20 protein-coding genes and 1 pseudogene are annotated in these 19,846 nt (G+C 67.5%); 7 read left to right on the top strand and 14 right to left on the bottom strand.

The window, feature by feature from the left end; genetic code table 11:
• Positions 1-248: 248 nt before the first annotated feature.
• Complete coding sequence (locus tag ABN034_RS24155) at positions 249-2,597, bottom strand: LuxR C-terminal-related transcriptional regulator (protein ID WP_349693288.1); 2,349 nt, start codon at positions 2,595-2,597, stop codon at positions 249-251.
• 259 nt (positions 2,598-2,856) lie between these two features.
• On the opposite strand from ABN034_RS24155, the gene ABN034_RS24150 reads away from it, so the two are divergent.
• The 3 genes from ABN034_RS24150 to ABN034_RS24140 all read left to right on the top strand — a co-directional run bounded on the left by ABN034_RS24150 (position 2,857) and on the right by ABN034_RS24140 (position 5,612).
• Entirely contained in the window at positions 2,857-3,417 is a 561-nt protein-coding gene (locus ABN034_RS24150; protein ID WP_349693439.1) for a dihydrofolate reductase family protein, read from the top strand.
• A gap of 565 nt (positions 3,418-3,982) precedes the next feature.
• Complete coding sequence (locus tag ABN034_RS24145) at positions 3,983-4,666, top strand: phosphatase PAP2 family protein (protein ID WP_349693287.1); 684 nt, start codon at positions 3,983-3,985, stop codon at positions 4,664-4,666.
• Between the two features lie 454 nt (positions 4,667-5,120).
• On the top strand, positions 5,121-5,612 hold the full coding sequence (locus ABN034_RS24140) for a GNAT family N-acetyltransferase (protein WP_349693286.1): 492 nt from the start codon (positions 5,121-5,123) through the stop codon (positions 5,610-5,612).
• A gap of 137 nt (positions 5,613-5,749) precedes the next feature.
• Here the strand turns inward: ABN034_RS24140 and ABN034_RS24135 are convergent, their stop codons facing one another.
• From ABN034_RS24135 to ABN034_RS24080, 12 genes are all read right to left on the bottom strand, one after another.
• Positions 5,750-6,238, bottom strand: coding sequence for a phosphotransferase (locus tag ABN034_RS24135; protein ID WP_349693285.1), 489 nt, complete (start codon positions 6,236-6,238; stop codon positions 5,750-5,752).
• The gene (locus ABN034_RS24130; protein ID WP_349693284.1) at positions 6,208-6,660 is read right to left on the bottom strand and encodes a phosphotransferase family protein; all 453 of its coding nucleotides are present in this window, start codon (positions 6,658-6,660) and stop codon (positions 6,208-6,210) included. Before ABN034_RS24130 ends, ABN034_RS24135 begins: the two co-directional genes overlap by 31 nt.
• A 183-nt stretch (positions 6,661-6,843) precedes the next feature.
• Positions 6,844-7,266, bottom strand: coding sequence for an HIT family protein (locus ABN034_RS24125; protein ID WP_349693283.1), 423 nt, complete (start codon positions 7,264-7,266; stop codon positions 6,844-6,846).
• Between the two features lie 235 nt (positions 7,267-7,501).
• Positions 7,502-8,065, bottom strand: a complete 564-nt coding sequence (locus ABN034_RS24120; protein WP_349693282.1) for a GNAT family N-acetyltransferase — start codon at positions 8,063-8,065, stop codon at positions 7,502-7,504.
• A 114-nt stretch (positions 8,066-8,179) separates the two neighbouring features.
• Positions 8,180-9,019 carry a helix-turn-helix transcriptional regulator gene (locus tag ABN034_RS24115; RefSeq protein WP_349693281.1) on the bottom strand — a complete coding sequence of 280 codons (840 nt, stop codon included), beginning with the start codon at positions 9,017-9,019 and terminating at the stop codon, positions 8,180-8,182.
• 167 nt (positions 9,020-9,186) lie between these two features.
• Entirely contained in the window at positions 9,187-10,056 is an 870-nt protein-coding gene (locus tag ABN034_RS24110) for an ATP-binding protein (protein WP_349693280.1), read from the bottom strand.
• Positions 10,057-10,501: 445 nt separating this feature from the next.
• On the bottom strand, positions 10,502-11,077 hold the full coding sequence (locus ABN034_RS24105) for a TIGR03086 family metal-binding protein (RefSeq protein ID WP_349693279.1): 576 nt from the start codon (positions 11,075-11,077) through the stop codon (positions 10,502-10,504).
• Positions 11,064-11,567, bottom strand: a complete 504-nt coding sequence (locus ABN034_RS24100) for an SRPBCC family protein (RefSeq protein WP_349693278.1) — start codon at positions 11,565-11,567, stop codon at positions 11,064-11,066. Before ABN034_RS24100 ends, ABN034_RS24105 begins: the two co-directional genes overlap by 14 nt.
• Entirely contained in the window at positions 11,564-11,911 is a 348-nt protein-coding gene (locus tag ABN034_RS24095) for an ArsR/SmtB family transcription factor (RefSeq protein WP_349693277.1), read from the bottom strand. The genes ABN034_RS24100 and ABN034_RS24095 overlap by 4 nt, the downstream gene beginning before the upstream one ends.
• 187 nt (positions 11,912-12,098) lie before the next feature.
• Positions 12,099-12,476 carry a hypothetical protein gene (locus tag ABN034_RS24090; RefSeq protein ID WP_349693276.1) on the bottom strand — a complete coding sequence of 126 codons (378 nt, stop codon included), beginning with the start codon at positions 12,474-12,476 and terminating at the stop codon, positions 12,099-12,101.
• Positions 12,476-12,868, bottom strand: a complete 393-nt coding sequence (locus tag ABN034_RS24085) for a VOC family protein (RefSeq protein ID WP_349693275.1) — start codon at positions 12,866-12,868, stop codon at positions 12,476-12,478. Before ABN034_RS24085 ends, ABN034_RS24090 begins: the two co-directional genes overlap by 1 nt.
• 22 nt (positions 12,869-12,890) lie before the next feature.
• Positions 12,891-13,676, bottom strand: coding sequence for a helix-turn-helix transcriptional regulator (locus ABN034_RS24080; RefSeq protein ID WP_349693274.1), 786 nt, complete (start codon positions 13,674-13,676; stop codon positions 12,891-12,893).
• Between the two features lie 142 nt (positions 13,677-13,818).
• Between ABN034_RS24080 and ABN034_RS24075 the strand changes: the two genes are divergently transcribed.
• The 3 genes from ABN034_RS24075 to ABN034_RS24065 all read left to right on the top strand — a co-directional run bounded on the left by ABN034_RS24075 (position 13,819) and on the right by ABN034_RS24065 (position 16,429).
• Positions 13,819-14,763, top strand: coding sequence for an ATP-binding cassette domain-containing protein (locus tag ABN034_RS24075; protein ID WP_349693273.1), 945 nt, complete (start codon positions 13,819-13,821; stop codon positions 14,761-14,763).
• Positions 14,760-15,500 (top strand): ABC transporter permease, encoded by a 741-nt coding sequence (locus ABN034_RS24070; RefSeq protein ID WP_349693272.1) that lies wholly within the window; start codon positions 14,760-14,762, stop codon positions 15,498-15,500. The genes ABN034_RS24075 and ABN034_RS24070 overlap by 4 nt, the downstream gene beginning before the upstream one ends.
• 200 nt (positions 15,501-15,700) lie before the next feature.
• The gene (locus ABN034_RS24065; RefSeq protein WP_349693271.1) at positions 15,701-16,429 is read left to right on the top strand and encodes a DUF4097 family beta strand repeat-containing protein; all 729 of its coding nucleotides are present in this window, start codon (positions 15,701-15,703) and stop codon (positions 16,427-16,429) included.
• On the opposite strand, the gene ABN034_RS24060 is transcribed toward ABN034_RS24065, so the two are convergent.
• Positions 16,399-19,533: an ATP-binding protein gene (locus tag ABN034_RS24060; protein WP_502879086.1), complete on the bottom strand. Its 3,135-nt coding sequence runs from the start codon at positions 19,531-19,533 to the stop codon at positions 16,399-16,401. The genes ABN034_RS24065 and ABN034_RS24060 overlap by 31 nt on opposite strands.
• A 100-nt stretch (positions 19,534-19,633) precedes the next feature.
• Between ABN034_RS24060 and ABN034_RS34540 the strand changes: the two are divergent.
• Positions 19,634-19,723 (top strand): annotated as a pseudogene (locus ABN034_RS34540) (ATP-binding cassette domain-containing protein); the annotation flags it as partial.
• Positions 19,724-19,846 lie beyond the last annotated feature (123 nt).

Genomic DNA, 19,846 nt, shown 5'->3' with positions numbered 1-19,846 from the left:
CACTCCACCGAGCCCACCGGCCTGGTGCATAACGACATCGCGATCGGCAACGTGATCTGGTCAACTGGCCGGCGCCCGGTCGTGATGGGATGCGCCGCCTTCATCACGCATGTCCTGAGGCGGGTCGGCCGCAACAGGAGCAGCGTCATGAGTCCGTGAGGTTGACGGCCTCTTCGGGTCGGCGTGCCGACGGGTCGTTCACGAACTGGTGATGGTGGCAGGTTCACGGCAGGGTTTCGCGGTGTTGTCTAGTTCCGTTGCTCGATGAACCATGCCGCGACCTGCGTGCGCGAGGTGAAGCCGAGCTTGCGGAGGATGTGGTCGACGTGGCACTCAGCTGTTCGCTGCGATATCACGAGGGTGGCCGCCACGTCCTTGTTCGACAGGCCGTTGGCGACGAGCTCGGCGACCTCCCGCTCCCGCCTGGTCAGCTGTTCGTACGCCTGCCTCGTGGACGCCCTGCCTTCGAACGACTCCTCGGCGCAAGCCACCGTCGGAGACTCGCCCAAGGCGTACGCAAATGCGACGTCGATGGCGAGGCCGCGCCCGCGGTCGAACGCCGCCTGGAACGCCTGCGCGCCAAGAGATTTCCGGGCTTGCTCACGACGTTCGTCGCTCCAGTCGATCAGGCCTTGCCAGCCCGACAACCGCCCACCGCCAATCGGTTCCCACAGGGTCTCAGCGATGCCGAACAACACGGCGGCGTGTTCAGCCTGGCCGCTCGCCGCGGCGCTCCAGGCGAGCAGTTCGACACACCAGGCGACACCCACGTGGTCGAGGTGGCGCTTGAGCTGGAGGGCGCTTCTGGCGTAGGTGTTCACCTGTGCGAGGTCGCCCAGGAGCCAACGTGCGAACGCGATGTGCCATAGCCCCCAGGACTGCGCCCATCGCTCCCCACGCTCCTGGCACATGGCGATGGCTTGTTCGCACAGTGCCACGTCCCGTTGGGGGTCGCCCAACATGGCGACGGTCATCCCGAGGTCGATCATGGCCAGGGCGGTGAGTGAATTGACGGCTCCGGCAGCGCGGTAGTGAACCAACGCCTCCTCGTGCGCGGTCACCGCTTCGGGTAGTCGCCCCTCGAACCATTTGGCGAGTCCAATGAACTGCATCGCGTGGCCGAGTGTGAGCTCGTCGCCCAGGTCTCGGGCCAGGTCGCGGCACTCGTGGAGCACCGGCAAGGCATGCTTGTAGTTGCCCTGGGAGGACGAGAACCAGCCGTCGACCCACAGCGCCTGGGCCCGTTCGTTGCTTGGCTGCTGGTCCAGTGCCAGTGCTCGACCCAGCCAGTAGCGGCCGTCACGAATGGACACGCCGAACCAGTACCACCACAGCAGGTACGCCAGCCGCATCCCGGCACGTGCCTCGCCCGCCTCGGTGAGACAGAACTCCAATGCCGCAAAGATGTTGGGCTGTTCGACCGCGAAGCGGCGCAACAGGTCCATCTGGTGTGGTCCGAACCAGTCGGCCTCGGCCTCCTCGACAAGGCGGAGGTAGTAGTCGCGGTGGCCGCGGCGGATGGCGCGCTCGTCGATCGGGTTCAGCTGCTCGCGACCGAACTGTCGGATCGTCTCCAACATCTGATAGCGGGCGTGGCCTGAGTGGTCCTTGCGGCTCATGACGGACTTTTCCACCAGACCGACCATGCCGTTGAAAACGTCGTCCGGGGCGAGACCCGCAACGGCACAGACCACCTGGGCGGCCTCCATGTCGAAGTCGCCGGCGAACACCGACAGCGTGGCCCACAATTTCCGCTCGAGTTCCGAGCAGAGATCAAAGCTCCATTCGATGGCGGCACGCAAGCTCTGATGGCGCGGTGGCGCCTCCCTACCACCGCCCGTCAAGAGACGATAGCGATCCTCCAGCCGCTCGAGGATCTCCTCGACGGACAGTGCTCGCAGTCGTACGGCGGCCAGTTCGATCGCCAACGGCAGTCCCTCGAGCTGCTGACACAGCCGGGCCACCGTCTCCTCGTTGGCGGGGGAGATAGTGAAGCCAGGAACGGCGGCTGACGCACGCTGTTCGAACAACTGCAGCGCTTCGTAGCGGTGTGCCGACTCCTCCGTAAGCGAGGCACCCGCCATGGGAACCGAGAGCGGCGGCACCGGCCATATGTGCTCTCCGGAGATGTTCAGGGGTTCTCTGCTCGTTGCCAACACCCGCACGTTTGGTGCCGACACGAGCATGCTGTGCGTCAGTCGGGCACACGAGTCCAGCAGATGTTCGCAGTTGTCGAGTACCAGCAGCAGTCGCTTGTTCGCCAGGTAATTGGTCAGCACCGCCTCGGGGTCGTCGGTGATGGAGTCCGTCAGCCGCAACGCCGTCACCACAGCGTTGCCGACCAGCGAAGGGTCGTCCAACTTGGCTAGCTCCACCATCCACGCCCCATTCGGGAACGCGCGACTCACGCTCTGCGCGACGTGCAGGGCCAGCCGGGTCTTGCCCACACCGCCCACGCCGGTGAGGGTGACCAACCGCGACTCGGACAGAACTCGTTTGACATCAGCGCTTGCCTGCCGACGCCCTACGAAACTGGTCACTTCGGCCGGGATGCCACCGGTCTCCCGGCGAGGTGCCTGCGTTGTCACAGTCGCCATGAAGCCCTTCAGCGAAACAGCACGACCATCGTATGTCCCGACGACCTGCGGACTAAATGCCCGCATGTTCTACGGCATTCGCCCTGCATTGGCCCCAATCCACGTGATGATGCCGGATCTTTCGAGGTTGTGGCGGTCGCGCGCGGAGGTTTGGTTCTGGGCTGGCCGGTGAGTTATGGCGCCATGCCGGGTCTACACCACGTCAAGTCAATTCGGATCGAGACCGCCGGAGGCCGGAATGTCTGCATCAGTGCTCTACATGTCGATGTCACTCGATGGGTACATCGCGGGACCGAACGACCAACCGGGCAACCCCGGCGGCGACCGTTTCATGCGGCTGCACGAGTGGTTCGCCACGCCGGAAGGGGAGTTCTTCCGGCCGTCCGGGCCTGCCGGAGAGCTGATAGACGAATGGAACGCCACCGGTGCGGTACTGGCCGGTCGGCGCCTCATGGAGCAAGTCGACCACTGGAAAGGCGATCATCATGGCGTGCCGATCTTCGTGCCCAGCCACCGGCCGCCGCCTCCCTCTGTCGCCAACTATCCGTTGGTGACGTACGTGACCGACGGGATTGAGAGCGCCATGGCGCAGGCCAAGGCTGCGGCGGGCGACCGGGACGTGCTGGTACACGGCGCATACACGGCGCAGCGCGCACTCGAGGCCGGGGTGTTGGACGAGATCCAGATCCATCAGATCCCGGTGCTGTTCGGCGGTGGTCGCCGCCAGTTCGACGTCTTGCCGTCGCGTATCGAATTGGAGATCGTCCGAGTGATCGACACGCCCGAGGCGACCCACATCCGTTACCGCGTCCGTCGCTGAAGCCGAACGCGCCTCGAAGCTGGCGGCGGACGGGTCGGGTGCCTGCCGGCGCAGGCCGAGGTCCGGCCGTTCGTCGGGCGCATGACGGCGGTCGCTGCCGGCGGAGGTCCCGTGAGGCCGGCGTGTTCGTCTTCACCGGCGGGCTTCCCCTCGACGCGGAGTACGCCGTGGTGGCGTGTTCGCGCCAACAGGCCGGATAAAGGCCCGGGCTCAATGCGAATGTGACGATGTTGAGACGCGGTCGAATAGGCTACACGCAGTGCCAGTTGCGCGTGGGCTGACGGAGCCGGTGCGTCAGCCGCTGGCGCTCGTCCTGGCTGAGATGTGCACCATAGTGTGGCCAGACGAACAGGAGGCCGTTGATCTCGGCTGCGATTAAAGCGGGGCGCACGTTGGGTAGGTAATCGGGTTGGCGGATCTTGGAACGGCGCGCGAAATTCCGATTGGGCGAGCCGTACACAAACTCCGGATCGGCGGGCGGCTGCTGGGTTCGTTGGCATTGTCTGCTGCGGGGGCGATTGCTGTTGTGTGGCTCTCCCCGGGTGGGCTGGGCGAGGCCGGACCGGTGAGGGTCACCAGTGGCGCATCGGCGTCGGTGTACCGGTCGGTGTCCGGGGTGATGGACGACGCGCCGTCCTGGGTGGGATCGGCCCTGCCGGTGGCGACCGAAGGTGGGTTGGTGGCGCTCGGACTTCTCCTGCTGTGGGTGTGGAGGGCGGCTGTCCGTGGCAGGGACGCGCGCGGTGTCGCCGGGGCTATTTCGGTGGGCGCCGGGACTGTTGCCGCTTACGTGGTGAGTGAGGCGTTGAAGCTGGTGGTGGACGAGGAACGGCCATGCTTCGCGCTGTCTGGCGTCAGTGCGGTCACGGAGTGCCCGGGTGCGGGTGACTGGTCGTTCCCGAGCAACCATGCCGTGCTCGCGGCAGGGATCGCTGCTGGGCTGGTGGTGCTCCGGCCACGCCTGTCCGTGGTGGCATTGCCGCTCGCCGTGGTTGTGGCGCTGCTGCGCGTGGTGGCCGGCGTCCATTATCCCCACGACGTTGTCGCGGGCGCTCTCATCGGCGCCACCGTTGCGGTGACAGCGCTGCTCCTGGTCGGTCCGCCGGTCTCTTGGGCGGTGTCATCGTTGTTCCGACGTGAGGGCGGGAATGGCCCCGGCTTCGTGGGACCCCGCGGCCGCCGCTCTGCTATCGACCCCGACGCTGGCGGCGGTTTTGCCGAACGCGGCTCAAGATCAGCGGGCCGCTGACGCGACGCATCGCCCGGCTACCGCCCTTGCGGGCGGCCCGGCGGCAACGGACCAAATTCGTCAGCTTCCGGGCGGTAGGTTGACCGATGGCTGCATTGCCGAGGAGGTCGCATTGATCATTGATGAGAATCTCGTCTTCAGCGCCGAACTGCGGGGACTTCACCGGCTCGGGAGCCTCCCGAGGCCGAAGGTAACGACTCGTTCCGAGGTCCTTCCGGGCGCGGCCTGTCTCTGGGAGAGCAACACCACCGGTGGTCATCGAGATCCCGTCCGGCTCATTCCCGGCAGCGGAGTTCCACTGAACGACGTCCTACGCGCAGTTCAGCGGAGCCATCAACGGGCTCCAGGCGGGCACCTTGAGATCCGGGGTGTCGCCACAAGCTTCGACCCGGCGGCCGTGTCCCTGCTGCGTTCCGTCGGTGCTCACCAGGACAGTGAAGGGCCGCATACGATGATGGCGCTCGACCTCAGGTCACTCGACGACACAGCCGACCACGCGCCGGAGTTCTCCGCGACCGTCGCCACTGATCCCGAGAGCCTCGCCAAACTCCGCTCGGTTGTCGGCCAGGTCTACGCAGGCGTGGACGAAGAAGAGGCCGTGAAGGCCGACAACGAGGCCGACTTTTATCACGCCCCCGGCACCATGACCTATCTGGCTGTCCGTGAGAACGGACAGACGGTCTCTACGGGGAGCCTTCTCATCGACGGAGACGTCGCCAACATCTGGAGTATCGCCACGCTTCCGGCGGCCCGCGGGCGAGGCGCTGCATCGGCGGTCATACGGGCCGCCTGTGCCGAGGCCCGCCGCCAGGGGGCCAGCATTGCGGGCCTGCGAACCACCGAGGAACTTGCCAGAGACGACGGCCTTTACCACAGCGTCGGATTCTCTGTCGTCGGCCACGAACACGCGTGGAACCTCGACGACATCGACACTCACGCCATCTGACAGCCAGCGCGGTACCGGCACCGAACACTGGTCGGGCCACGTCATTGATTACCTCAATGCCCACCGCGGCGCCATAGCTCGACCGAGGGCGTGCAACCTGCGCTGGCCTGGGCGTCATTCTTTGGGCTGCCTGGCCGCTAGAAGCCTGGCTCGTCGAGGTCGGCGATCAGGGTGCGAATCAGGTGGCCTGAGCGCTCGACGCAGGCCTGGTCGTCCTCAGCCACGCCGAACTCGAACGAATCCAACGCGATGATCAGCGTGTGCAAGTCCAACTGCCGCCGGTACGTCTTCTCAGCCGGCGCGCCGTAGCCGGCGAGAAGCGGCAGCAGGTCCAACTGCGGGGCGCGAACCCGGAGCACCGCCAGGTCGTGGACCGGTGCACCGGGCTGCCAGTCGCCGAAGTCGATGATCCCGCTCACCCGTACGGCCGCGCCGTCCCTGCCGTCACCGGTCACGAAGATGTGCTTGGGGCCGAGGTCACCATGGCACAGCACCCATTGCGCACAGGGAAAGTCGCGGACGTATCCCTCCAGCAGGTCGAGCATCCGGTCGAACTGAAGCGCCGAAAACCCGCCGGCAAGGATCCTGTCCCGTGCTACATGTCGGGCAGCCAACTCGGCCGCCATCGCGGTCGGCCAGTCGCGTTCGTCATCGACATGGATCCGTTGATTCGGGCAATCAGTCCGCCGATCTCGGCGAGCACGTCGTGGCGTTGGTGCTGCGAGAGGCGACTGATGACCTCGCCGAGTGGACGGCCGGGCACGGTGCGCTGCACCATGACGGGGAACTCGGAGTAATCGATCCGTACGGTGTCCTGGAGCAGGATCTCCGGGGCGGGCACGCTGGCGGCACGGGCACTCTCGATCGCCCCGGCCTCGCCCGCCGAGCTGGTGGCGAGGTCTCCGTCATCGAACCGGAGGATCCGGACCACCACATCCTGCTCGTCGGCACACCGGACCCGGTAGACCTCGTTCGAGTACCCCTCCACGATCCGGTCCACGCGGTCGATCCCGGCACCCACAGCACGGCGTACGAGCTCGGTCAGCACCGAGCGTGGCGTACTCGTCTGAGCGTGTTGCCACTCCGTATACGAGCCCAAGGGCATGCCGGCCATTCCAACAGCCCGGCGCCGATGGATCAAAGGGGTTTGGCCGGCCATCTACACAGCTATGACCATGTAGACGCCTGCATGGCCTTCACCCGGTCGCCCGACGCAAACTTCCTCGGTGGATCATTCCGGTGGAATCTTGGAAGCGATCGCGTAGGCGAGTGCGGCCTGATCCTCCTTCGGTACGTCGAGATACCCTTTGGACTCCATCATCAGCGCCTGGAACTGCTGCTCTTCATACGCCACACCGGGAGGCAGGGGCGCAAGGTGCCAGTGCACGTGCGAGTTGCCTTGCTTGCTTCCCAGACTGAGAACGTACAGCCGCTCGGTGGGCAGAACCTCTGAGATGGCTACACCGATTCGGTGCACGACCGCCTGCAGCCGGAGATACTCCTCGATCGTGAAGTCGGCAACGACGTTTTCCCGATGTTGGATCGGGGCGACCAGGACGTACCCGAGAAGCGTGGGGAAGCGGTTGAGGAAGGCAATCGCCGTGTCGTCCCGGTAAATCGGCGGGTGCTCGTGTGGGTTCGATCCGTCGACCACTCTGCATATGAAGCACGGTGCGGCTTGTGCCCGGGCGGTATACGTCTTGAGGTCGAGTTGCCGTCGAGGGTAGGTCGTACGCATGCTGAGCGATCATGCCAGCCCTGGGCAAGCGCCGCTCGCAGAGGAGATCTCGGTCTCGGCGCAGGTATATCCGTCGGAACGAATTGCCTGCCTGTACGGATGGTCGCTCGGACGTCACGCGGTCAGGACACCAGCACAGGCAGAAGGGCCGTCACGTGTGCGATGTCGGTTGGGGCCCACGCCATTGGTCGATGCTTAGGCGGTACAGCACATGCGGGCGCAGTGGGTGGCCAGGCGGAACACGCGGGTGGTCGAAGTCATCCGCCGGATCGTGCGACATGCCAAGGCGACCCATGACGGCCTGCGACCGCGTGTTCAGCACTGCCGTCATCGACACGATCTCGGTGAGGCCGACCTGCTCGAATGCGTATGCCACTGCCGCCTTCGCCGCCTCGGTCGCGTAGCCGTGACCCCACGCGCTGCGGGCGAACCGGTACGCGATCTCGAACGCGGGCGTGAAGTGGGCGTCGAACGTCTGGTAGAGCAGCCCGGCGCAGCCGATGAACTCACCTGTTTCGGCCAGCTCCACAGCCCACATACCGTGCCCACGCTCGGTGATGCCGGCCTCGATGACTTCGACGAACGCATCGCTTTGCTCGCGGGTCATCGTAGCTACGAAGAACTCCATCACCTCAGGGTCGCCGTTCAGCGCCGCGAATGGCTCACGGTCGCCGTCCCGCCACCGACGAAGTACGAGACGATCGGTGGTCAACACTGGACGGTCCCTCCCGGCGTACGTCGGCAATGAGACCAAGCTTGCCCGATCTCCTCTGACGCATGCCAATCCCAAACCGCATAGGTCGCCGTGCCATCTTCTGCCTGGTCGACATCACCACTGCTGTTGGCTGGCGACCCAACCGGCGATCTGCGCCCGTGAGGTGAAACCGAACTTTGTGAGGATGTTCTCGACGTGGGCTTCGGCCGTACGCCGCGAGATCACCAGCTCCGCCGCGATCTCCCGGTTCGTCCGACCCTGATGGACCAAAGTGGCGACCTCCCGTTCGCGTTTGGTCAGTAGCGTCGCCGCCGCGGTCACGGGCGCCGCGGCGGGAGGCTTGGTCGAGGTGACCTTCCCGCCCAGCGCCATGGCGACCGCTTCCCCTTGGGTGAGGCTTGCACCCTCGTGGCGGGCAGCGTCATAGGCCGCTTCTCCGAGCGCCTCCCGGCTACGGGCCCTGGATTGTTGGCTCCAGTCGAGCAGGATCTCGTACCCGAACAGCTGGGCGCCGATCGGCTTCCACATCATCTCCGCCGCCCCGAACAGCACGGCCGTCCGATGCGCATCCTCGTCGGAGGCCGCGACCCAGGCCAGCACTTCGAGGCAGAACGGGATGCCCAGGAAGTCGTTGAGGTCGTCCTTGCTGCGCAGGCACCCTCGGAGATGCATGGCCCCCTTGACCCGGTCACCCACGACCCACCAGCGCAGGCCCACGATCCACTCGGCCCACGACGCCGCCCATCGCTCGCCGCGACCAGCGCAGATGCGCTGGCACTCCTGGGCGAGCGCCAGGGAGCGGTCGAGGTCACCCCGCATGCACGCGGCATCGGCACGCGCGACGTAAGCGATCAACGCGGGCGCGTCCCATCGTCCTGACTTGCGGTAGCCGGCCAGTGCCTCGTCGAGCAGGCGCGAGGCGCTGACCAGGTTGTTGTCGAACAGGTCCGCCATCCCGAGGAACTGGATTGCATGGGTGGCCGCGGATGTGTCACCGAGGTCCCGGGCGAGGTCGCGGCATTCGACCAGCAGCGCCCTCGCCGAGTCGGTGTCGGCCTGCAGGGATGCCGCCCAGCCGTTGATCCACAGGGCTCGGGCCCGTTCGGGGCTGGGCTCGGTGTTCAGCGTGAGTGCCCGGTCCAGCCAGTAGCGCCCGTCCCGGATGAACCCGCCCGCGATCCAGTAGAACCACAGGTCGCTGGCCAGCCGCAGCCCTGCGCCAGCCTCGCCCGGTTCGGTGAGGCTGAAGTCCAGCGCGGCCCAGAGGTTGGCCCGTTCGGCACGCAGGCGCGCACCCCACTGGGCCTGGTGCGGACCGAACGAACCCGCATCGGCCTGCTCGCCATGCGCAGGTAGTAGTCACGGTGCCGCTGACGAAACTCATCCTCCTGCCCGGCCTCGAGCAGCCGTTCCCGGCCGTACTCCCGGATCGTCTCCAGCAACCGGAACCGTGCGGAATTGCCGGCCATGTCCCGAACCAGCACCGACTTCTCGACCAGACCCGTCACCAGTGCGAGCACATCGGTGACGGCCACCTCAGGAGAATCATCGCCGACGCATATGCTCTCGACCGCCTCCAGGTCGAAATCGCCGGCAAAGACCGAACATCGTGCCCACAACGCCTGCTCGGTGGCAGAGCAGAGGGCGTAACTCCAGTCGATCGCCGCCTGCAACGTCTGGTGTCGTGGCGGGCCAACACGACTGCCCCGGATCAGCAGGCGGTAGCGGTCCTGGAGCCGGTCCAGGATCTGTTCCACCGACAACACCCGCACCTGCACCGCCGCGAGCTCGATCGCCAGCGGCAGACCGTCCAACCGCCTGCACAACAGGGCCACAGCATCCTGGTTGTCACGACCCACGACGAACCCTGGCAGCACCGCCGCCGCCCGGTCCTCGAACAACCTCAACGCCTCGTACCGGCTGGCGGACCGATCGACCGGCGACTTGTCCGCATCCGCCCCACGGGTCCCAGGTACCGACAGGGCAGGCACCGCCCACACGTGCGTTGGTGGGTCAGAAGGTGGCGGCGGCGCTGGAGCTGCGTGATCATGTCGCCTGCCACCCGCAACGCCAACCGCGACTTGCCCACACCACCGACACCGGTCAACGTCACCAACCGCGACCTCGACATGAGACGTTTGACATCACTCGTCGCGTGCCGACGTCCGACGAAACTCGTCACATCGGCAGGGATCCCTCCCCCACGGTGCAGGGTCTGGACCACGTGGCGTCACTCCCTGTTGCGACCGACTCACCTCGGATGCTACTCGCGCCGCGGAGGCAGTCCGGAGCCCATCCAGCACAGAATCGAGCAGGCAGGTGCGCCCGATATCTCTACCTGGAAGGCATATCTAGTGGCCTGGCCCATCGTGCCCGGCCGGGAGTTGTGGAGGTTCCGCACGAACAGCAGCCCGGAGGGTTCCCCAACGGAAGCCGTCAGCGCGGGGTCCAGAACGGATCGCGGCCGATGAAGCCGAGCATCCGGGTTTGAGTGTCGGCGTCGTCGGGGGTCGGTACGCGTGGACCGTACTGGCCCGAGGAGCGCATCACTTCTTCGATCGGCTCCATGCCGGCCAGCAGTACCGCGCAGAACTCGGGGTCGAGCTGGTCGTCCTGGCCGGTGGCGCGGGCAAGATCCCAGGTGTGCATGAACACGTCGGAGGTGTAGAACCGGTCGATCGCCTGGTCCAGAGGTAGCTCCCCAATGTGCCGGTTGGCGAACGACCGTTGCGCGGTCTCCGGGTCGTCCAGCAGCGTCTGCACCGCGCGGCTTTGTCCCTGCCAGGCTGTGACCGGGTCGTCGTCCACGCTTGGTCCGTTCGGCAGCTCGACGCCGGCACCGGCGGCAAGGAACGAGGGGAACCATTCGACGAGGTGGCGCACCACGTCGCGGGCGGTCCAGCCGGCGACCGGCGCGGGGGCGTCCCAGTTTTTGGCCCCGCGGACGTGATCGGTGAACCCGCCGGCGATCTGGCGATGCCGCTCCGCGGGGGGCAGGTCAGACAGTGCCATCGGCCAGCATCCTGTCGAGCTTGGCGTAGCCGTCTTCCACGCCGATCTCCATGCCGCTCTTCAGCCAGGCGTCGCGGCTTTCGAAGCTGTCCACCAATGACTGCGTGCGCAGCCGGCTCCGGCCGTTGCCGAGATCGTCGACCCACAGCGTCTCCAGGGCCACCCCATCGGGCTCGCCCTCGAAGGTGAACGTCTGCACGATACGGTCCGGGCGCACGTCGTGGAAGCAGCCGCGGAACCCGTACTCCGTGCCGTCGCCGGCGATGGACACGAACCGGAAGCTGCCGCCGGTCCGCGCGTCCCAGTGGTCGATGCGCGTGCGCATGGTGTCCGGGCCGACCCATTGCTTGAACAGCTCCGCGTCGGTGTGAGCCCGGAACACCTGCTCCGGTGTGGCCCGGAACTCGCGCGCGATGCGGATGATGGGGAGGGCTCGGTCCGCCTCGATCGTGGCGCTGTGTCTCTTCATGCCCTCACTTCGTTCGGTCACTGGTGCTCCTCGTGTTCGTCGGCCTCGTTCATGGCGGCCAGTACGCGGTCGAGGCGCTGGTAGCGCTGCTCGGCCTGGCGGCGGTACCGCTCGATCCATTCGTCCATCAGGTCAAACGCCCCAGTCTCCAGGTGAACCGGCCGCGGCTGTGGGCCACGCAACCGGCTCACCAGGCCCGCCTGCTCCAGCACCCGCAGGTGCTTGTACACGGCCTGCACGCTCATCTGGTACGGCTCGGCGAGCTGGTTCACCGTGCGGTCGCCGACCGCGAGTCGGGCCACCATGTCGCGGCGGGTCGGGTCGGCGACCGCGGTGAAGACCTTGGACAGGACGTCGGTCGGCATCAGCGCCCTCGTTTCAACCAATGGGTTTAAAGGCCAAGGTAGCCCGCTCGCGGCCTGCGGTCAAGGGAGGCCGCCCTCGAACGAGCTCCGCCGTCGGTGCACAAGAGCGTCACCGCGGACGGGCCGCATTCGAGCCCCACAGAACGAGTGCGTGGCCGCCCTGAGGGAGATGGGGCCCGCCCGACCGTCAGGCTTGCTCGGCGATTCCCTTGCGGGCGAAGTCGACGGCCTCGGCGAGGAGTGCCTCCCACAGGGCGCGGTCGACTCGCGGCACCGCCACCCACTCCCGGAAGACCCTGCCTGCTGGTGCGAACGGCTCGCCGTCACCGCTGGCGATCAGCGAGAGGACCCGCTCGCGCGGCAGTTTCACCACCAGCGAGCCGAGCTTGTCGTCGTAGGACGCAAGGAACCTGCCTGCCAGCCGTACGCAGGGATAGCCCATCATCGTGGCGCGCCCGATCGCGGGGTCGTAGAGCAGGTCGTCGGTGAGCTCGTCGTAGACGTCGCGGGCGTCGTCCCCGCCGGAGGCATCCGACGGGGACGTGCCCTTCGAGCCTCGCGCCATCAGGCCGCCGCCGGCGGGGTGAAGATGCCGAACTGGTTGCCCGACGGGTCGCGCAGGTAGGCGAACTTCGGGGCGCCAGGACCGGGGTCGAGGTGCTTGCCGATCACCGAACCGCCGAGCTGCTCGGCGTCGGCGCAGGTTGCCTCGACGTCGGCGACGAGGATGTAGAAGACCGCGTGGTCGGGCACTTTGCCGCCCGTGCCGAAGAGACCGCCCATCGGGGCGTCGGCGCCGGAGGCGGTGATGTTGCGGTAGTCCATGCCGCCGGAGGCCGCGGGGCCGTCGGCGGCGAAGGTCCAGTCGAAGAGGCTGCCGTAGAACTTCTGGGCGCCGTCGGGGTCGCTGGTGGCGACCTCGAACCAGGCCAGGGTGGCGGGAGCGGGGTTCGTCATCGGTGTCTCCTTCTGCGTCGGATCACCTGCCGGGGCGGCGGGCTGAATCCACCGTCTCGCGGCCTCGCGACAGCCCTATGTCGGTGTTTGGCAGGGATCGCTCGGGCCGCAGTGCGGACGCCGGCGCCTTCGTGACGTGGCCGTCGACCAGCGGTTCCGGGGCCGCACGCTGCGGTCGAGGTGAGGAGATGCGCTCGGCCTGGGTGATGCGATCCATCCGGAAGACGCGATCTTCCTGTCTCAGGTGACACCACGCCATCAGGTAGGACCCGTTGGGCCCGACAACCACGTGCTGCGGCTCGACCTCGCGGGTGGTCTCGACCCCACCGACGTCGATATAGACGACCCGCAGCACGTGGTTGTCGCGTACGGCTCGCCACACGACCTCGGCGATCTCGGCGTCGGGCTCCGGTGCCGACTGCACGAGCAGCCGTACCTTCTCCGCGGCCTGCCACGCTTCCTCGACCGCACGGTCGGGCATGGCGGCCACGATCTTCTGCAGCGCGCTGCGGGCATCCTTGGCGAACAAGACGTGCTCGGACTGGCTCAGCGCGACCGCAACGGCCGCGGCCTCGCGCGGCGTGAAGTTCAGCGGCGGCAGGCTCATCGAGCGGTCGAGCGTGTAGCCGCCGGCGCGCCCGCTCCTGGTCGCGAGCGGGACGCCCGCCTGGCCGAGCGCACTGAGGTCGCGCTCGATCGTACGGACACTCACCTCGAAATGGGACGCCAGCTGTCGGGCCGTGCGGCCCCGCGGCCCGGCAGCCCGGAGCTCCTCGACCAGTGCGTAGAGGCGGTCGATCCGGTTCATGGGCGGAACGTAGCCCAGCGCGCCGACAATCGGCCATGATCGGGCCGCTGACGGTGCCGCGGAGCCCGCACCCGTCCAGGTGTCAGCCGTCGTGTCAGGAGCGTGTCAGGTCGGTGGCAGGCCGGGCACCGATGGTGGTCGCATGACTAGATCAGCGATTGCGGCTTCAGGGCTGCGGAAGGCGTACAAAGACAAGATCGTTCTTGACGGCATCGATCTCGATGTTGCCGCGGGCACGATCTTCTCCCTGCTCGGCCCGAACGGGGCGGGCAAGACGACGACGGTCAACGTGCTGAGCACGCTGATGAAGGCCGATGGCGGCACGGTACGCGTCGCCGGCCACGATGTGGCGACCGAGACCAAGGCCGTCCGCGCGGCCATCGGGGTCACCGGCCAGTTTGCCGCGGTGGACGACCTGCTGACCGGCCAGGAGAACCTCCAGTTGATGGCGGATCTCAAGCGTTTGGGCTCGGGCGAGAGCAAGCGGGTTGTCACCGACCTGCTGGAGCGCTTCGACCTGACGGAGTCGGCGCAGAAGATGGCGGCGACCTACTCCGGCGGTATGCGCCGGAAACTGGATCTGGCGATGACCCTGGTCGGCAAGCCCAAGATCATCTTCCTCGACGAGCCGACGACAGGACTGGATCCGCGCAGCCGTCGCACCATGTGGGACACCATCCGCCTCCTGGTGGCCGAGGGCGTCACCATCTTCCTGACCACCCAGTACCTGGAGGAAGCCGATCGGCTCGCGGACCGGATCGCGGTGCTCGACCAGGGCAAGCTGGTGGCCCAGGGCACTCCCGCTGACCTCAAGCGTCAGATCCCTGGGAGCCATGTCCGGCTTCAGTTCGCCAGCGACTTCGAGCTCGACGGGGCGCTGCGGGTCCTGACCAGCGCCACGCGCGGCGAGGAGGACCTGACCTTGCGGGTTCCCAGCGACGGCCGGGCGAAATCGGTACGAGCCCTGCTCGACCGACTCGACGCGCACTCCATCGAGGTCGAGGAATTCTCGGTGCACACCCCGGACCTCGACGACGTCTTCCTGTCCCTGACCGGCCGTACCAGCACAGAGGTGACTGCACAATGAGCAACGCGACGACCATGTTGGGTCGCAACTTCAAGCACACCATCCGAAACCCGGTCACCGTCTTCAACTCGGTCCTGCTACCGGTCGTGATGTTGTTGATGTTCACCTTCGTCATCGGTGGCGCTTTCGACATCAGTGGCAACTACATCGACTACATCACGCCGGGCATGATCATCCTGACCATCAGCTACGGGCTGAGTGCGACCGCGTTGGCCGTGAACACCGACATGACGAAGGGGATCATCAACCGGTGCAAGGTGATGGACATCTCCCGCAGTGCCGTACTCAGCGCTCATGTCGCCTCGAGCATGTTCCGCAGCCTGATCGGCGTCGCGGCCCTCATCGGCGTGGCGTTCGCCGTGGGATTCCGGCCGGCCGCGAGTTTCGCAGAATGGCTCGGCGCCATCGGTCTGCTCGTGCTCGTCACGTTCGCGACCAGCTGGCTCACCGTCGCCCTGGGGTTGTTCGCCAAAACTCCGGAATCGGCGGGGATGGCCTCCGTGCCCCTGATCATGCTGCCGTTCCTGAGCAGTGCGATCGTGCCGGCCGGCACCATGGGTCCCGGTGTGCGGCAGTTCGCCGAGTACCAGCCCTTCACGCCGATCAACGAGGCATTGCGCGGGCTGCTGACCGGTGAGCCTCAGGTGAGCAGCGCGATCGTCGCCGTCGCCTGGTGCGTCGGGGTCGCCCTGGTCGGGTACGTATGGGCGCTCTCCACCTTCAAGAAGCGAGCCTGACCAGCCGAGGCGCTCGAGCCGCCCACCCACAAGATCACGTACGAAGCAAGGGGAGAACCTGTCATGCCTACGTTCGCCACGCCAGGGCCTGTCGCCGCGACCGTGGAGGTCGCCGGCGCTCAGGTGCGGGTCACCTCGAGCGACCGGACCGACACCGTGGTCCTCGTCGAACCCTCAACGCCGCGAGCCGGTCGGTCAAGGTGGCCGATAAGACCAAGGTCGACTTCGCCGGCGGTCAACTGTCGGTCAAGACGACCACCCCCGGGGAAAGGGGTGGCTCGGTCGCCATCACGATCGACCTGCCCGCCTGCTCCAGCCTGGCCGCGTACCTTGCACACTCCAGCGTTCAGGTTGACGGCCCGATCGGCCAGTGTGAGGTGCACATGGCATCGGGCCAGGTGCAGCTGGATCGCATCGACGCGCTGAGGGCGAGCATCGCGTCCGGTGAGGTCGAGATCGGCCACATCGCCGGGCGTGCCAGCATCGACGGCGGGGCGTTCGCGATGCGGATCGGCGAGGTCGACGGCACGGTCGGACTCTCGAACTCGGGTGGGCAGGCCTGGATCGGCCACGCCGCGGCCGACGTCGATCTCAGCAGCGGCAGCTGCGACTTCGACATCGACCGCGCCGACGGCAACGTCACCGCCGAGACGGCCAGCGGCGCCATCCGGATCGGCCGGATGGCCAACGGTCAAGCCAGGCTGAGGAACGGCTCGGGCAACATCGAGGTCGGCATCAGCGAGGGCATCGCTGCCTCCATCGACGTCAACAGCGAGCGAGGGGCGGTGCACAACTACATCTCCTCGCCGGGAGAGCTGGGCGCAGCCGAGGCCAAGGTCTCGGTTTTCGCCCGCACGCGGCACGGCGACATCACCCTTCAGCGCGCGGCACTCGACCCTCAGGAGGCGAGCGTGACCTCGACCAGCTGAGACCAACTCGTCTGCGCACCCTCCTGCGTCACCTCGGCGAACCGTGCTTCGCCGAGGTGACGTCGCACGTCCTGCTCGATCCGGGCCGCATCCGGTTGGGAGCGGTCGGGCAGCCCGCGTACGCCGACGCTGGCCGCGAGCAGCCGCGCCGCCTGTTCGTACTGGCCGAGGCGAACAGCCAGGTCCGCGACTCCGACCAGCATCTTGGCGATCACGGGTGGCGCTCCCGCCTCGGATGCCGCCTGCCAGGCAGCCACGCGGTGGGTACGGGACTCTCGCAGATCGTCGGCCAGGTAGCCGAGCACGTCATGGATCTGTGCGCGGTTGTTCGCCTGCTCCGCGGCATCGCCCAGGAGGGTGGTCGCGTGGCCGAGTTGCTGGCGGGCGCCGTCGGCGTCGCCACGCAGGCGAGCAAGCTCCGCCTTGGCGAGCGCCAAGGTGACCAGCGCGTACGGCCAGGTAACACCCTCGGCGCTCCGCTCAGCGTCGGCGATGGCGGCCGCGCAGGCGTCGCGATCGCCGTCAAGCCAGTACAGCAGCGCCTGTTGGGTCCGCACCTCGATGACGTCCTCGACGGCGCCGATCTCGGTGAGGACCACGATCGCCTGTTCGTAGTACTCGCAGGCATCGGCGAACTCGCCCCGGATGCCGAGCTGGTTCGCAAGCTCGGACAGGGCCAGCGACATCCCGAACCGTTCGCCGAGCGCCCTGAACTCCGCGAGCGCCTGCTCCAGCTGCGCCTCCACCTCCCGGCCGCCCTGCCCGACCATGGTCCGCATCTTGCCGGCCTGCCACCGAGCCATGGCGCGTACCCAGGGGTCAACGCTGTCCAGCAACGACTCGAACGCGGTCACCGCTTCCTCCGGTGCCCGCAGGAGCCGTTCCAGCGGGATCGCGAACTCCAGCAGCGGGTTTCCCTGCTGGCATTGCTGGCTGAACCGGTACGCCTTGTGGATCCATTCCGCGCCGAGATGTTCGTCGCCCCGCCCGGAGGTCACGTAGAGCACGACCAGCCCGTACGTCATGGCTCGGGTGTCATCGGTCACCTCGCCCGGGAGGTTGGCGGCAGCGATCAGCAGCTCGAGGCCTTCCGTCCGACGCCCGCCGAGCCACCAGTACCAACCGGTGGCGGCCGCGAGCCGCATCGCCGCCTGGGCGTCACCAGCCGCGATCGCCGCCCGCAGCGCGGCGCTGAGGTTGTCATGGTCGGCCTCGAGCCTGGCGAGCCATTCCAGTTGCTCGGCGCGGCGCAGGTGCGGCTCCGCGGTCTCGGCGAGCTCGGTGAAGTAGCCGAGATGTGCCTGCCGAGCCTGGTCGGTTTCGCCCGCTTCGGCGAGCCGATCCGCGGCGTACTCCCTGATCGTGGTGAGCATCCGGTAGCGCGGGGCGCCGTCGCCAGCGGTGACCAGCAGCGACTTCTCGGCCAGCGAGGTCAGCAACTCCAGCACCTGATCCTGCTCCACTGCCTCGCCCATGCAGATCCGCTCGGCCGCCTCCAGGCCTGCCCCGCCGGAGAACACAGACAGCCGGCACAGCACCATTCGCTCGGCATCGGTGAGCAACTCCCAGCTCCAGTCGACCACCGCCCGCAGCGTCCTGTGTCGCGGCAATGCGGTACGACTCCCGCTGGTCAGTAGGCGGAACCGGTCGTCGAGCCGGTTGGCGAGCTGCTCGACGGTCATGGTGCGCAACCGGGCGGCGGCCAGCTCGATCGCCAGCGGCATGCCGTCCAGCGCCCGGCAGATCCGTACCATCAACGCCTTGGTGTGGTCGTCGACCCCGAGATCCTGGCGCACCGCGCCGGCCCGGTCCCGCAGCAACTGGACGGCAGGCGAAGATGCCGCCTCGGCACGGCCGGCCTCGGTTGGCACCGCCAGTGGCTCGACCTGCCACAGCGCCTCCCCGGTGATACCGAGCGGCTCCCGGCTCGTCGCCACGATCCGCAGCCGCCGGCACTCCCCGAGCACCCGATCGGCGAACGCTGCCGCCGCCTCGATCACATGCTCGCAGTTGTCCAGGATCAGCAGCATCTCTCGCTCGCGGATCGCGGCGATGAACCCCTCGACCGGGTCCGCGCTCGGTGCCGCGCCGAGCAGGGCATCCCGGAGCCCGAGTCCGGTGAGCGCCGCCTGGGCCACGTCACCGTCGGCGCCACTGGCGGCGAGCTCCACCAGCCAGACCCCGTCCGGCAGGTCGCCGACCAGCGGGCGTGCGGCTTCCGTGGCCAGCCGGGTCTTCCCCGAGCCGCCCGGCCCGATCAGGGTGGTCAGCCGATGCTGCGCGACGAGTTCGCGAACCGTGGCGACATCGGCGTCCCGGCCGACGAAGCTCGTGAGCTCGGCCCGTACGTTGGTCCTCCGGTTCTCCTCCCGCTGCCCGAGCTCGCCCCGCAGCAACGCGACGTGCAAGGCCGACAAGTCCGGCGAGGGGTCGGCGCCCAGCGCGTCGGCCAGGGCCTGCCTCGTGCGCTCGTACACGAGCAGCGCCTCGGTTTTGCGACCGGCCGCAACGAGGGAACGCATCAGCGCGGCAACCAGCCGTTCTCGCACCGGATGCGCGGCCACCACGTCGGTCAGCTCCGGGACCAGCGCCGCACCGTGGCCGAGGTTGACCTCCGCATCGAACCGATCCTCCATCGCGGTCAGGCGTAGCCGCTCAAGCCGAGTCACCACCGCGTCGAACTCTGCGCTGTCCTCCAAACCGACATCCTGCAGGGCCGCACCACGCCACAAGGCGAGGGCCTCGCGCAGCAGCCGCGTCCGCCGTGAATCCTCCTCATTGCGAGCCACAGCGACGAGGCGTTCGAACCGCAGCGCGTCGACGGCATCGGGGTCCACCGCCAACCGGTAGCCGCCCGCCTGCCCCTCGATCACACCTCCTGGCAGCGCCTTCCGCAGCCGGGAGGCCAAGCGTTGCAGGGCATTCGCCGCATCGGCGGGCGGGCTCTCACCCCAGATCCAGTCGATGAGTACCGACTTCGGGATGACGCGACCTCGGCCGAGGGCGAGGGCGATCAACAGTGCACGCAACCGGGCGCCTGGCACGTCGGCCAAGGCGCCGTCGTCCGTGCGAACCTCGAATGGTCCGAGCATCCCGATCTGCACGAGCGGATTCTCCCACGCCGGCTCGCCCCTGCCAGACGCGCGGCCAGTTTCCAGTGCCGCCCTCAACGGCTGCTTTGCGGCACCGGCGAGCCGACGTCAGGGAGGGCAGTGGCAGCGGCTGGCCCTTGCACGAGCCTTCATGCGAAGGCAGCCTTTGCTGCTCATGCTTGACGAGCCAACTGCTGCACTAGTGCTGCGTCAAGCAACGTTGGGTAGGTAATCGGGGCGGCGGATCTTGGAGTCGATCGCGAATCGTCGTTTCGGTCGTGCTCGCTTGTTGTGCCAGCGGAGGTACCCGGCGATTGCGGCTTGT

Origin of the sequence: Actinopolymorpha sp. B11F2, from assembly GCF_040195635.1 — a bacterium.
Classification (GTDB): domain Bacteria; phylum Actinomycetota; class Actinomycetes; order Propionibacteriales; family Actinopolymorphaceae; genus Thermasporomyces.
The sequence above is the reverse complement of the archived record's forward strand: the minus strand, read 5'-3'. Positions and strand labels throughout refer to the sequence as shown.

What these genes read in the sequence shown, in the direction of transcription:
- ABN034_RS24075 (WP_349693273.1), top strand. Translation starts at nt 13,819, where the DNA reads ATGACTAGATCAGCGATTGCGGCTTCAGGGCTGCGGAAGGCGTACAAA.
- ABN034_RS24140 (WP_349693286.1), top strand. Translation starts at nt 5,121, where the DNA reads ATGGCGCTCGACCTCAGGTCACTCGACGACACAGCCGACCACGCGCCG.
- ABN034_RS24155 (WP_349693288.1), bottom strand. Translation starts at nt 2,597, where the DNA reads ATGGCGACTGTGACAACGCAGGCACCTCGCCGGGAGACCGGTGGCATC.
- ABN034_RS24085 (WP_349693275.1), bottom strand. Translation starts at nt 12,868, where the DNA reads ATGACGAACCCCGCTCCCGCCACCCTGGCCTGGTTCGAGGTCGCCACC.
- ABN034_RS24095 (WP_349693277.1), bottom strand. Translation starts at nt 11,911, where the DNA reads ATGCCGACCGACGTCCTGTCCAAGGTCTTCACCGCGGTCGCCGACCCG.
- ABN034_RS24090 (WP_349693276.1), bottom strand. Translation starts at nt 12,476, where the DNA reads ATGGCGCGAGGCTCGAAGGGCACGTCCCCGTCGGATGCCTCCGGCGGG.
- ABN034_RS24115 (WP_349693281.1), bottom strand. Translation starts at nt 9,019, where the DNA reads ATGGCGGACCTGTTCGACAACAACCTGGTCAGCGCCTCGCGCCTGCTC.
- ABN034_RS24150 (WP_349693439.1), top strand. Translation starts at nt 2,857, where the DNA reads ATGTCGATGTCACTCGATGGGTACATCGCGGGACCGAACGACCAACCG.
- ABN034_RS24105 (WP_349693279.1), bottom strand. Translation starts at nt 11,077, where the DNA reads ATGGCACTGTCTGACCTGCCCCCCGCGGAGCGGCATCGCCAGATCGCC.
- ABN034_RS24070 (WP_349693272.1), top strand. Translation starts at nt 14,760, where the DNA reads ATGAGCAACGCGACGACCATGTTGGGTCGCAACTTCAAGCACACCATC.
- ABN034_RS24135 (WP_349693285.1), bottom strand. Translation starts at nt 6,238, where the DNA reads ATGGCGGCCGAGTTGGCTGCCCGACATGTAGCACGGGACAGGATCCTT.
- ABN034_RS24080 (WP_349693274.1), bottom strand. Translation starts at nt 13,676, where the DNA reads ATGAACCGGATCGACCGCCTCTACGCACTGGTCGAGGAGCTCCGGGCT.